We start from the raw sequence: 12464 nt of genomic DNA, 5'->3' as shown, positions 1-12464 counted from the left end.
CCGGGCAGCGGATCAGCTGGTCAGCGGGTTCGGCTTGTTGACATCGATGCCGTACTTCTTCAGGGCGTCACCGACAAGCTTGCGATCGATTTCACCACGGTCTGCCAGTGCGCGCAGCGCCGCGACAGTCACGAAGTAACGATCCACCTCAAAGAAGTAACGCAGCTTTTCGCGGGTATCGGAACGACCAAAGCCATCGGTACCCAGTACAGTGTAATCGTTCGGCACCCAGGCACGCACCTGATCAGCGTATAGCTTCATGTAGTCGGTAGACGCAATCACTGGCCCTTCACGGCCCTCCAGACACTTGGTGACGTGAGGCTTGTTGGCCTCGGCATCAGGGCTCAGGAAGGCTTCCCGGTCCAGCAGCAGCGCTTCACGACGTAGTTCATTGAAGCTGGTCACGCTCCAGATATCAGCGCCAATCCCCCAGTCGTTTTCAAGCAGTGTGGCCGCTTCTTCGACTTCGCGCAGGATCGTACCCGAACCCATCAGCTGCACGCGGCCTTTTTTGCCCTTGGTTTCGCGTAGCAGGTACATGCCTTTGACGATGTCGTCGACAGGCACAGTTTCAAGCTCGGGGTGCTCGTAGTTCTCGTTCATGACCGTCAGGTAATAGAAGCAGTTCTCCTTGTCGGTGAACATGCGCTTCATGCCATCATGCAGAATCACCGCGACCTCATGGGCATAGGTCGGGTCGTAGCTGCGGCAGTTGGGAATGGTCGATGCCTGAATCAGGCTGTGGCCATCCTGGTGCTGCAAACCCTCACCGTTGAGCGTCGTGCGGCCTGCGGTACCGCCAACCATGAAGCCACGTGCCTGCAGGTCGCCTGCAGCCCAGGCCAGATCGCCGATACGCTGGAAGCCGAACATCGAGTAATAGACGTAGAACGGCAGCAGGGTGACGTTGTTGTTGCTGTAGGAGGTGGCCGCTGCAATCCACGCGGACATCGCGCCTGCTTCGGAAATACCCTCCTCGAGAATCTGGCCCTTCTGATCTTCACGGTAGAACATGATCTGGCCTTTATCGACCGGCTCATACTTCTGCCCTTCAGAGGTGTAGATCCCCAACTGACGGAACATGCCTTCCATGCCGAAGGTACGCGCCTCGTCAGGAATAATCGGCACCACTTTCTTGCCGATCTTCTTGTCCTTGACCAGCCCGTTCAGCACCCGCACAAACGCCATGGTGGTGGACACTTCACGGCCTTTGGAACCGCCCATTTGCGAGGCAAAGGCTTTATCTTCAAGGGTGGGAATTTCCAGCGCCTCGAAGTCGCTGCGACGGCTGGGCAAATAGCCACCCAGGCGCTCGCGCTGCAGGTGCAAGTACTTGAGCTCGGGGGAATCCTGCTCTGGCATGTAGTACGGCACGTCTTTGAGCTGCTCGTCGGTCAGCGGAATGCCGAAGCGGTCACGGAAAGTCTTCAGCGCCTCGTATTCCATGCTCTTGACCTGGTGGGCTTCGTTGGCGGCTTCGCCATCGCCACTACCCATGCCATAGCCCTTGACGGTATGCGCCAGGATGACCGTGGGCTTGCCGTTCGAGGTATTGACCGCCTCGTGGTAGGCCGCGTAGACCTTGAACGGGTCGTGACCACCGCGGTTGAGCTTCCAGATGTCCTCGTCGGAGAGGTCTTTGACCATCTCTTCGGTTTCCGGATACTTGCCGAAGAAGTGCTCGCGGGTATAGGCCCCGCCGTTGGCCTTGTAGTTCTGATACTCGCCGTCGACTGCTTCGTCCATGCGGTTTTGCAGAATGCCTTTCTTGTCCTTCTCGAACAGTGGATCCCAGTGGCGCCCCCAGACAACCTTGATAACGTTCCAGCCCGCACCGCGGAATACACCCTCGAATTCGTCCATGACGCGGGAATTACCGCGCACAGGGCCATCCAGACGCTGGAGGTTACAGTTGATGACGAAAATCAGGTTGTCGAGGTTTTCACGACCGGCCAGTGAAATGGCGCCCAGAGATTCCGGCTCGTCGCACTCGCCGTCACCCAGGAAGCACCAGATCTTGCGGTCGTACATGTCTTTCAGCTCACGGTGATGCAGGTACTTCATCACGTGCGCCTGGTAGATCGCCTGGATCGGACCAAGGCCCATGGAAACCGTCGGGAATTGCCAGTAATCCGGCATCAGCCACGGGTGCGGGTAGGATGACAGGCCATCACCATCGACTTCCTGGCGGAAACGGTCCATCTGTTCTTCGCTCAGGCGGCCTTCCAGGTAGGAGCGCGCGTAGATACCCGGTGCCACGTGGCCCTGAATGTAGATCAGGTCGCCTTCGAAGTCGCCCTGAGGAGCACGGAAAAAGTGGTTAAAGCCCACGTCATACAGCGTGGCTGATGACATGAAGCTGGCAATGTGGCCGCCCAGACCGGGCTTGGCGCGGTTGTTGCGAATCACCTGGGCAATGGCATTATAGCGGATCAAGGAGCGGATACGCCGCTCCATGAACAGGTCGCCAGGCATCGGCGCTTCGCGGTGAACCGGAATCGTATTACGATGCGGGGTTGTCACCGAGAAGGGCACCCTCATGCCGTCCCGACGCAGGCGGTCCGCCAGGCGGGTCATCAGGTAGCGGGCACGATCTTCGCCCTCACGATCCAATACCGACTCCAGGGAATCAATCCATTCCGTGGTTTCGATCGGATCGAGATCTTCTCTTGTCTCCAGACTCATAGAGGTCTCTCCGAATGACGATAAATGACAATCAACCCCGCTGGCCCGTTGGGCCTGGGGCGGCTGTGGTGTGTCGCCACCACTGGCATGCTGACAGTCGACGCCTGAGCGTCGTCTGGTTTTTCTTCTACATTCAACGAGCTACATACATGGAAATGTAGTAAAGCTACATAATTGTTGTAAAAGTTAGCCTTTTGTATAGGCGAAGATACCGCAAAGTCGCCACGCTGCCAATTACAGTAACACCTAAAAGGCTATCGAAAACAAACTATTGCACCGCAACATAAGGCATTGTTAAGGCACTTGCCAACACGACCCAGACACCCCTCATGTAGTCAAACTACCGTTTTAATTTCTTGACTCATCCAGACTTAAATCATCTTCCTGGGTCGCAACCAACTGACGCCAATAAGCCCAATCAAACGTTGGCCCGGGGTCGGTTTTACGCAACGGTGCCACCCGTGCATGACTGGTCACACGCTCCGGGGTAAGCGCAGGATAACGGCCCAACAACCACCGAGCAGCCTTGGCCAACGCCACATACTGGGCCTTGGTAAAGGGCGTCGTTTCATCACCTTCCAGTTCAATACCCACCGAAAAATCATTGAGCGCTTGCCGCCAGCGCTGTTGGCGCGAATCCCACCAACGGGAACGTCCTGCGTGCCAGGCCCGCTGATCGGTGTCGACAAACTGGACGCATTCGCCATCGCGGCGAATCAGCAGGTGGGCGGATACCCGTAAATGGGCAATGGCGGCAAAATAAGGATGTGCACCGGGGTCTAGCTGGTTGGTAAACAGTGCCTCAACGGCTGTTCCCTGAAACTGACCGGGAGGCAGGCTGATGGCATGAATCAGCAGTAGCGATACCTCGTCATCGGGGCGCTGGTCTGCATTTGGCGACGCCACCTGGCGTGCGACTTGCCATCGGCCAGGAGAAAATTGTCGGTCAATCACGCGAAGGACTCCTCTACGTTGGCGCTCTCTTTCACTATAATGCCGGTCATCGACGTTAACGCCCAGAGAATTGATGCCATGCATTACCAAACTGCCCTTGCCGAAGAAATCCGCTCCAGTGCTGCTCGTCTGCTCTCCGAAGACGTAGGCCCGGGCGATATCACCGCCGAGTTGATTCCGGACCACCAACTGGCGACGGCGGAGGTCATTACCCGCGTCCCGGCCGTGCTGTGCGGCGTTGCCTTTGTCGACGATATTTTCCGCCGCCTGGACAGCCGCGTTGCACTTTACTGGCAAGCCGCCGACGGTGACCGACTGGAGGCCGGGCAATGTTTTCTCACCCTGGAGGGCCCCGCACGTAGCCTGTTGACTGGCGAACGTGCCGCCCTCAACGTGCTGCAAACGCTGTCAGCCACGGCGACAACGACCCGCCGCTATGTCGACCTGATCGCCGACACCGGCGTGCGCTTGCTGGATACCCGCAAGACGCTGCCCGGCATGCGGCTGGCACAGAAATACGCCGTGATGTGTGGCGGCGGCCACAATCATCGCATTGGCCTGTGGGATGCGTTTCTGATCAAGGAAAATCATATCGCCGCCTGTGGCGGTATCCAGGCAGCGGTCGCCCAGGCGCGCAAACTGGCCGCCGAGCTTCCCGTTGAGGTTGAGGTCGAAAATTTCGCCGAGTTGGAACAGGCGCTGGCCGCGAAAGCAGATGTCATTATGCTGGATAACTTCAGCCTGGATGAACTGCGCACGGCCGTTGAACTGACGGCTGGCAGCGCCACGCTTGAAGCGTCAGGGAATGTTGATACCGAGACCCTGCGCGCGATTGCTGAGACCGGCGTCGACTGTATCTCCTGCGGCACCTTGACCAAGGACATCCAGGCCATTGACCTGTCGATGCGGATCACCCGCCAAACAAACCGTTAACCGGATGAAGTCAGGTCTCGACGGCGTTAAGCCGCTTCTGCAGACGAAAACGCTGAAGCGGCTCACCGCCACGCTCAACCCACTGCTCGCCAAGGTTTTCCCAACCGCGCCGCAGCAGCCGTTCATAGAGCGTCAGGCTTGCCTCGATCTGAATACGGGAAACACCCTGCTCCAACAGCCACCGTTCAGCGTGAATCAACAGCGTGGTGCCGATGCCGCGTCCGTTGAGCGATGGCCACACATAGAGGGTCTCAACCCGTCCGGCTGGCACATCAAGTTCAATAAACCCGACGCAGCGACCATCACAGCTGGCAACAAGCGTCGTATATAGCGCCTGGCGCGCTGACCAGGCGCTGGCCTCGCGGGGTAAGGCGCTCGCCCATGCGCGCCGCTGCGCCAGGCTGTAACGCGTTGCAGCCCCTTGCATGACGGCATGGTAAAACACCTCCGCTTGATCAGCGGCATCTCTGGCACGTGCCACGCGGTAGGTGATGCGGGCCGTCGAGGGCTGTGCAGTCTGTTCATCTGTCATGTTTCACCATGTGAGCGTTATCGCTTTCTTTTTTCAAGGCATGCTCAGCACCACTGTACTGAGAACACGGCTGTTTTATACTCAGCCCTCTGGTTTTCCCTTTGATAAGGCAGTGTGATGCATCATGCCCCTTCCAGCGAGTCCTTTACACTGACGCCTATCGGCTATGTGGTTAGCGACTACGCCGACAAGTTTGGCGTTCCCCGCCAGCCTGGCCTGGCGCCTGCAGCCAACGCCGAGTTGATACTTAGCCCGCCTTATGACGACCCGCTGGTCGTGCGCGGGCTCGACGCGTTCAGCCATGTGTGGATCAGCTTTGTGTTCCACCAGAGTCCTGAACGCTGGTCACCTCTCGTCAGACCGCCGCGGTTAGGTGGCAACCGAAAAGTGGGCGTGTTTGCCAGCCGCAGTACGCATCGCCCCAACAGGCTAGGTCTTTCGCTTGTCGAACTGGGGGGTATTGATACCCATCAGGGCGTGCGCCTGAAACTGTCAGGCTGCGACCTGGTCAACGGCACCCCCGTGGTGGATATTAAACCCTACCTCCCCTGGGCTGAATCCCCACCTAATGCGCAAGCAGGCTTTGCCCCCGCCCCACCCGAACAGTTGACGGTTCAGTTCAGCGCTACTGCCCTTGATCAGTTGGCACAGCGTGCTGATCGCGACTCATTAAGCGCGCTGATCGAGCAGGTCATTGGTCAGGATCCTCGACCGGCCTACCGGCACGGCCAAGCTTCCGAGCGGGTTTACGGTGTCCGGCTTCGCGATGTGGACGTCAAATTTTGTCCGCGCCAGAACGGCGAAGCCACCACACTGGAGGTGGTGGCTATCGACATTAGCGGCTAGACGTTAGCGGGGAAAGGTAACCCCGAGGCGGCGGCCAACTTCTTCGTAGGCTTCAATCACGCCGCCAAGGCCCTGGCGAAAACGATCCTTGTCGAGCTTCTCGCGGGTATTGGCGTCCCATAACCGGCATCCGTCCGGGGAGAACTCATCACCCAGCACCACTTGGCCGTTAAATACGCCAAACTCAAGCTTGTAATCCACCAGGAGCATATCGCCCTCCGCAAACAGCTGCTTGAGCACATGATTGACCTTGAAGGTGAGCGTTTTCATCTTGGCGAGCTGCTCTGGGGTCGCCCAGCCAAACGTTTCCGCCAGCGACTCGTTGATCATCGGGTCGCCCTTTTCGTCGTTTTTCAGGAACAGTTCGAACGTCGGCGGGTTCAGCGCGATACCTTCCTCAACGCCGAGTCGCTTGACCAGACCGCCCGCGGCAATATTGCGCACCACGCATTCCACCGGGATCATCTGCATCTTCTTGACCAGACTTTCTGTGTCAGAAAGCTGCTTCTCGAAATGCGTCGGAATGCCGGCATCTTCCAGCCGCTCCATGATGTAGGCATTGAAGAGGTTATTCACCATCCCCTTGCGCGCCAGCGACTCTTTCTTCTTGCCGTCAAAGGCGCTGGTGTCATCACGAAACTCAAGTACCAGCAGATCCGGATCATCGGTGGTGTAGACAGATTTTGCCTTACCGGCATAGAGTTCTTGGCGCTTTTCCATGGGAGCTCCGCAGAGAGACAAAGGTCATTGAATTAACGTAAATAGCTGGATACCCGCTCGAGCAGTTCGCGCTCGGCGTTTTCGCTCAACGGCTGCTCACCGGTTGCCTTGGCGCGAAGCACGCTTTGGTCGCCGCGAGGCTCAACGATCAGGCGCACTTCTTGGGCCTGATCGCTGGTATCGGTGAATAACACCACCTGCAACAAACTCCGGTCCCGCTGTTCACGGGCCAGATAGCTTACAAGGAAGGCATAGTTATCAGCGTCGGCGGCCAGCAACTCACGCTCGTCAGTTTGATCGAAGTCCTGCGCCAGATAATGATGGATCTCAGCCCATACACGATCTGCCGCGTAAGGTATTGATACTTCCCACCCATCACCACGCTGACGAAGCGAGAGGGGGTCATTGTTTTCCAAACGCTGCGCGCTCCAGGATGATGCAGTCGCCGAAGCGGATTGAGAAGCGGAAGCGTTGGCGCTCAGATAGGTTTTTAGAGCCTCAAGGCAGCTTGTCATGCTTTGGCCGCCACGCTCGCAGCGGACTTCACTACTCCCCTCCCGGAGACCGCTTTGCAAACGAAACTCAGCCTGAGAGGTGACCAGAACACCATCGCTGGCACGGCTTTCCTGAACGTCCAGACCGCGCTGACGTGCGAAGCTTTCAAGCTGTGTCCAGACGCTCCCCGGATCAGCCGCAACGACTAACCAGCGCTGGTCTCCGATCTCACGGCCTTCAACATAATCTACTTCCGTACTTCCCCCAACCGTAAGAGGTTGAGGAGGACGCACTTCGGCCACCCCATCACGAGCACGCTGGCTGGCTGCTTCCGGCACCGGCAGTGCCTGACGATAACGCTGAGTATTGCGGGTTTCCGGCAATACCAACGGCGACGCAGGTTCTACGTCAGCATAATCCAAATTGCGATCATCATAAAAACCTTCATCCCGGGCGCAACCGGCAAGCGTCACGACACCTGCCAGCGCCAGCGGAATCCATTTCAGCGCGTGTTTTCCAAGCACAGAGCTCATCAAGCCACCTTAACAGTCAACAGATCGTTTACCTGACGCCATGCAACCCAGGATCGCCAAGTAGCAAAATTCTTTGCGGTTTATTCCTCGACAACCCCAGCAAGCTGAAGGGCCTCACTGACCGTGGCGTGATACTTGTCTGACAGCCATGTCAGCGGCAGGCGAATACCCGCGTCTGCGTAACCCATTCGGTTTAACGCCCACTTTACCGGAATAGGATTAGACTCGATCCCCAGATTGGTATGCAGCGGCATCAAGCGTGTATTGATCTGGTGCGCCTTATCCGCATCCCCGGCGACCGCAGCGGCACAAAGCTCATGCATGGCCTTGGGCGCTACGTTCGCGGTCACCGAAATATCACCATGCCCACCCATCAGCATGAAATCACAGGCGGTGGCATCGTCACCCGAGTAAAGCATGAAGTCGCTGCCCTTGAGACGGGCGATAAGATCTTCCGCGCGCTCCAGGTTACCCGTGGCATCTTTCAAGCCGATGATGTTGTTAATGTCGGCCAACCTGACCACCGTTTCATTATAAAGGTCTGAGCAGGTGCGGCCCGGCACATTGTAGAGAATGACCGGCAATTTACTGCCTTCCGCTACCGCTTTGAAGTGCTGATACAAGCCTTCCTGAGTCGGCTTGTTATAGTAGGGGCATACGGACAGGCAATAGTCAGCACCGACTTCACTGGCATAACGCGCCAACTCGACGGCCTCAGAGGTCGCGTTCCCCCCTGTACCGGCAATGACCGGAATGCGTCCATCCACTTCCTCGACCACACTGCGTATCACGTCGAAGTGCTCGGCAAACGACATGGTCGTGGGCTCACCCGTAGTACCTGCGGCCACAATCCCGTCGGTGCCATTGTCGAGGTGGAAGTTCACCAGACGACGAAGCGCCTCCCAGTCGATGTCGCCATTGACTTTCATCGGCGTCGCCAGGGCGACGATGCTGCCTGTGATCATCCTTTTTTCCTCACCTGCAAGTGGTTAAATCGAGCGTCTGAATATCACGAGATAAGGAGCCGAGCTAGTGCTTTACGCAGCGTGCCATCATCTCAACAGGAATCCACGAAGGACAAATGGTACTCAGGCCGCTCGACCCTGTACAGCGGAAAGCGCGGCGAGTTTTGCCCCTGCGATACTTTCTTCTTTGACATGCGGCGCAAGCTTGCGTGTAATCGCCCTTGAAAACCACGCTACCTGAGGAACCTTTTATGCCACTCGACATAGGCCAAACAGTCCCCGATTTTTCGGCACCGGCAACGGGCGATACCACCCTGACATTATCCGAGCTTCGCGGCCAACAGGTGGTGGTGTACTTCTATCCAAAGGCCAGCACGCCGGGATGCACCACCGAAGGCGGCGACTTTCGCGACCGCAAAGCTGACTTTGACGCCGCAAACACGGTGATTGTGGGTGTTTCCCGGGACGGCATCCGTGCCCAGGAGAACTTCAAAGCCAAGCAGGATTTCAACTTTACGCTGGTGTCAGACAAGGACGAGACGATCTGCAAACTGTTTGATGTCATCAAGCTTAAAAAGCTTTACGGCAAAGAGCACCTGGGCATCGAACGCAGCACCTTTCTAATCGACGCCGAGGGTAAGCTTGCCCAGGCCTGGCGGGGCGTCAAAGTACCCGGGCACGTTGACGAAGTGCTCGCGGCGGCCCAGGCGCTTGACGCGTCGTAAGCCCCTTCCCCATCCAACAGACGGTTGGATGGGGAGGTTGCCAAACCCGCCATTCCATTTGACTTACAGTGACTCTTCGCTGGCGAGCGCATGATGTTGCTCCTCGCGCCCTTTCATTCCCCTCGGCCATGCATGCACCAACGCCTTCAACAGCGTGGCGAGCGGAATGGCAAAAAACACGCCCCAGAACCCCCATATACCACCGAAGAACAACACGGCCACAATCACCGACACTGGGTGGATATTGTTGGTTTCCGAGAACAGTACCGGGGCGAGTACGTTGCCATCCAGCGCCTGGATAACCCCGTAAGCCACCAGTACGTAGACAAACGACTCGCTTAACCCGAAGTGAAATCCGGCGACTGCAGCGACCGGCAAGGTGACCACGGCCGCGCCGATATACGGCACCAGCACCGAAAAACCGACCAATACCGCCAGCAGCGCCGTATACGGCAGCTGGAAGAACGAAAACGTGATAAAGGAGACGGTGCCGACAATAATGATCTCGATGAACTTGCCGCGAATGTAATTGGCAATCTGGTCGTCCATTTCATGCCAGATACGCGCCATCAAGGCACGTTTTTGCGGCAGCAATGACAATGTGAAGCCAACCAGCGCCTCTCGGTCCTTGAGCATGAAAAAGACCAAAATGGGCACCAGTACCAGATAGATAATCAGCGATAGAAGATTACCCAGAGAGGCCAGCGAAAGCGTCAGGGCACGCTGGCCCAACTGACTTATTTCGCGGCTGGCGACGCCAATCCAATTTTGCATTTGATCCGGGGTAATCAAGTTGGGGTAGCGCGATTGCAGTTCATCCAGCCAGTTTTGCCCGCTTGCAAACATGCGCGGCGTTTCCTGAACAAGACCAATCAACTGATCCCATATCAGCGGTAGCAAAATAAACGCCAGGGCTAATAGCACGCTGACAAAGCCGAGGAACACCACGATTACCGAGAGTAGATGAGGGATACCTCTCCGCGTCAATGCGCCCACCACGCCCTGGAGCAGGAAGGCAATGACCAACGCGGTAAAAAAAGGCGCCAACATACGGCCAAACCAGATCACCGCGGCAAATCCGGCGATGAGCACTACCAGCAGAATCAAGGCTTCTTCGTCTGAAAAATACCGTTCGACCCAGCTTTTCAAGATCGTACGCAGGCTCATGAGCGCTCGCCTTCTGCCTTGCGAAGCCAGTAATGATAGATATCGCCACACTGCTCACGGGCTTCCAGATGATGGGCGCTCTGCTCGGCAAAGGCTTCTATATCCCTCCACGAGCCTGCATCCGTGGCGCGCACTTCCAGTAACTGCCCAGGGGCAAGGCCTGCCAAGGCCTGCTTGGCCTTGAGCAGCGGCAGCGGGCAATGAAGCCCGCAGGCGTCGAGCACGCTATCAGGCTGTAAACGCGTTGTTCGCTCTACCATTTTTCTCCCCTCAAAAAAGACCCTGCACGTATCGATCATTGTTGCATAGACTGTGCAGTATTGACTGCGATTTGATTTAACGGCACTTCACAAGGTGAATCAATGTCGTAAGTAGTGACCTAGCGCTTTCCATCACCGATGAGGATGCCATGCCGCGCCTTTTTAACGCCTCAGCAGCCTGGACGCGTGCCTTAGCGTTCGCCTGCAGTACGACGTTGTTAATCCCCTCGCCTGCCGTCAGTGACGAGCAGACGCTACCCAGTCTGGGTAGCAGCTATTCGTCGGCTAGCGCCGAAGAACACCGGCTGGGCCGCGCTTGGCTGCGCCAGTTCCGCGCCCACGCCCCCCAATGGCAGGATCCCATTGCCCATGATTACTTGACCAGTCTGGTTGATCGCCTGGCCCCGCATAGCCAACTGGGCGACCTGGACGTGACCACCGTCATGGTCGACCATCGAACCCTCAATGCCTTTGCTGTCCCCGGTGGCGTGGTTGGGATTCACGCCGGCTTGTTCGCCTTTGCCGAAGACGAAGGGGCGTTTGCCTCAGTCATCGCCCACGAACTTGGCCACTTATCCCAACGCCACTATGCCCGTAGCAGCGAGCGCGCTGAACAGACCCAGCTACCGGCCATGGCCGGGATGCTGGCCGGTTTGCTGATCGCAGCAGGCGGCGGCGGTAATGCCGGCATCGCTACCGCCATGGGGTCTCAGGCCGCCCTCATTCAAGACCAACTCACCTACTCGCGCCGCTACGAGCAGGAAGCAGATCGCGTGGGCCTTCAGGCCATGGCCGATGCCGGCTATGACCCGGACGCCATGGCGCGCATGTTCCGTACTTTACAACGCATGTCCAGCCTTCAGGGTGGGACGCCACCGGAATTCCTGCTGACCCACCCGGTCTCGGAATCTCGCTTGAGCGATGCGCAGTCACGGGCCGCTCAGATGGACGTTGCCTCAAGCTACTCAAACGATACGCTCTACGACATGATTCGCGGCCGTGCCTTACTGCAGATTGATTCACAGTCGCCTCGGCAAGCCGTCTCCCGACTAGCTCAGGAAAATGCCAGCGAAACGGCACAGCGCTATGTAACGGCCCTGGTCGATGCTCAGTCCGGCCAAGTGGATACAGCGCTAAAAGCGCTTGATCGACTACGTGACGAACAGCCTGATCTTGCCATGTTACCGGCATCGGCGGCAGAGGTTGCCCTACAGGCGCAGCGCTACGATGAAGCGATCCAACGCAGCCAGCGGTTACTGCGTTTTATGCCTGACTACTTGCCTGCCCAGCTTATCTTAGCCGAGGCGCAACTTCAGCGGGATCCCAATGCCGCCTATGACATTCTGCGCGATGTAACCGCGCAACATCCTGAAAACCCGCAGGGCTTCAACCTGCTGGCAGAAGCTGCCGGGCGAAGCGGGCGCAACGGTTTGGGGCATCTGGCTCGGGCGGAATATCTTCAGCTTACCGGGCGCGTGGATAGCGGTATTCGCCAGTTGGATATAGCCAAAGACGCCGCTGAACGCGAAAACGATCAGCGGACATTGGCACGCATCGAACAGCGACGCGAGGATTTCATGGACTACCGCGAGGCCCTGGAAGAGTTTTAGGCGCCACTGATTCAGGCAGATCACGGTCTCACGGACGCA

The 12464-nt window shown here is 57.5% G+C and carries 12 protein-coding genes; 4 read left to right on the top strand and 8 right to left on the bottom strand.

Annotation, left to right across the window (positions count from 1 at the left end):
• Positions 1 to 12: 12 nt before the first annotated feature.
• Positions 13 to 2685: a pyruvate dehydrogenase (acetyl-transferring), homodimeric type gene (gene aceE / locus R3F64_RS07280; RefSeq protein ID WP_332610666.1), complete on the bottom strand. Its 2673-nt coding sequence runs from the start codon at positions 2683 to 2685 to the stop codon at positions 13 to 15.
• Positions 2686 to 3033: 348 nt separating this feature from the next.
• Positions 3034 to 3636: a 1,6-anhydro-N-acetylmuramyl-L-alanine amidase AmpD gene (gene ampD, locus R3F64_RS07275; protein ID WP_332610897.1), complete on the bottom strand. Its 603-nt coding sequence runs from the start codon at positions 3634 to 3636 to the stop codon at positions 3034 to 3036.
• An 81-nt stretch (positions 3637 to 3717) separates the two neighbouring features.
• Here ampD and nadC point away from each other — a divergent pair, with 81 nt between their 5' ends.
• Positions 3718 to 4572: a carboxylating nicotinate-nucleotide diphosphorylase gene (gene nadC / locus R3F64_RS07270; RefSeq protein WP_085917088.1), complete on the top strand. Its 855-nt coding sequence runs from the start codon at positions 3718 to 3720 to the stop codon at positions 4570 to 4572.
• 10 nt (positions 4573 to 4582) lie between these two features.
• Here nadC and R3F64_RS07265 read toward each other — a convergent pair whose 3' ends face one another.
• Entirely contained in the window at positions 4583 to 5104 is a 522-nt protein-coding gene (locus R3F64_RS07265) for a GNAT family N-acetyltransferase (protein ID WP_085917087.1), read from the bottom strand.
• A gap of 117 nt (positions 5105 to 5221) precedes the next feature.
• On the opposite strand from R3F64_RS07265, the gene tsaA reads away from it, so the two are divergent.
• Positions 5222 to 5950 carry a tRNA (N6-threonylcarbamoyladenosine(37)-N6)-methyltransferase TrmO gene (gene tsaA, locus R3F64_RS07260; RefSeq protein ID WP_085917086.1) on the top strand — a complete coding sequence of 243 codons (729 nt, stop codon included), beginning with the start codon at positions 5222 to 5224 and terminating at the stop codon, positions 5948 to 5950.
• 3 nt (positions 5951 to 5953) lie between these two features.
• Here tsaA and purC read toward each other — a convergent pair whose 3' ends face one another.
• From purC to dapA, 3 genes are all read right to left on the bottom strand, one after another.
• Positions 5954 to 6670, bottom strand: coding sequence for a phosphoribosylaminoimidazolesuccinocarboxamide synthase (purC, locus tag R3F64_RS07255; RefSeq protein ID WP_085917085.1), 717 nt, complete (start codon positions 6668 to 6670; stop codon positions 5954 to 5956).
• A gap of 32 nt (positions 6671 to 6702) precedes the next feature.
• Positions 6703 to 7698 carry an outer membrane protein assembly factor BamC gene (locus R3F64_RS07250; RefSeq protein WP_085917084.1) on the bottom strand — a complete coding sequence of 332 codons (996 nt, stop codon included), beginning with the start codon at positions 7696 to 7698 and terminating at the stop codon, positions 6703 to 6705.
• An 80-nt stretch (positions 7699 to 7778) separates the two neighbouring features.
• Positions 7779 to 8663, bottom strand: coding sequence for a 4-hydroxy-tetrahydrodipicolinate synthase (gene dapA, locus R3F64_RS07245; protein ID WP_085917083.1), 885 nt, complete (start codon positions 8661 to 8663; stop codon positions 7779 to 7781).
• A 251-nt stretch (positions 8664 to 8914) separates the two neighbouring features.
• Between dapA and R3F64_RS07240 the strand changes: the two genes are divergently transcribed.
• The gene (locus R3F64_RS07240; protein WP_264823635.1) at positions 8915 to 9388 is read left to right on the top strand and encodes a peroxiredoxin; all 474 of its coding nucleotides are present in this window, start codon (positions 8915 to 8917) and stop codon (positions 9386 to 9388) included.
• Between the two features lie 63 nt (positions 9389 to 9451).
• On the opposite strand, the gene R3F64_RS07235 is transcribed toward R3F64_RS07240, so the two are convergent.
• Together R3F64_RS07235 and R3F64_RS07230 are read right to left on the bottom strand one after the other, a co-directional pair.
• Entirely contained in the window at positions 9452 to 10555 is a 1104-nt protein-coding gene (locus R3F64_RS07235) for an AI-2E family transporter (RefSeq protein WP_199283970.1), read from the bottom strand.
• Positions 10552 to 10815, bottom strand: a complete 264-nt coding sequence (locus R3F64_RS07230; protein ID WP_085917080.1) for a sulfurtransferase TusA family protein — start codon at positions 10813 to 10815, stop codon at positions 10552 to 10554. Before R3F64_RS07230 ends, R3F64_RS07235 begins: the two co-directional genes overlap by 4 nt.
• A gap of 149 nt (positions 10816 to 10964) precedes the next feature.
• Here R3F64_RS07230 and R3F64_RS07225 point away from each other — a divergent pair, with 149 nt between their 5' ends.
• Positions 10965 to 12425 (top strand): M48 family metalloprotease, encoded by a 1461-nt coding sequence (locus R3F64_RS07225; RefSeq protein WP_085917079.1) that lies wholly within the window; start codon positions 10965 to 10967, stop codon positions 12423 to 12425.
• The last annotated feature ends 39 nt before the right edge of the window (positions 12426 to 12464 follow it).

It is taken from the genome of Halomonas sp. 5021, assembly GCF_036663435.1.
GTDB classification, from domain to species: Bacteria; Pseudomonadota; Gammaproteobacteria; order Pseudomonadales; family Halomonadaceae; genus Vreelandella; species Vreelandella janggokensis.
This window is presented reverse-complemented; position numbering and strand designations above follow the sequence as displayed.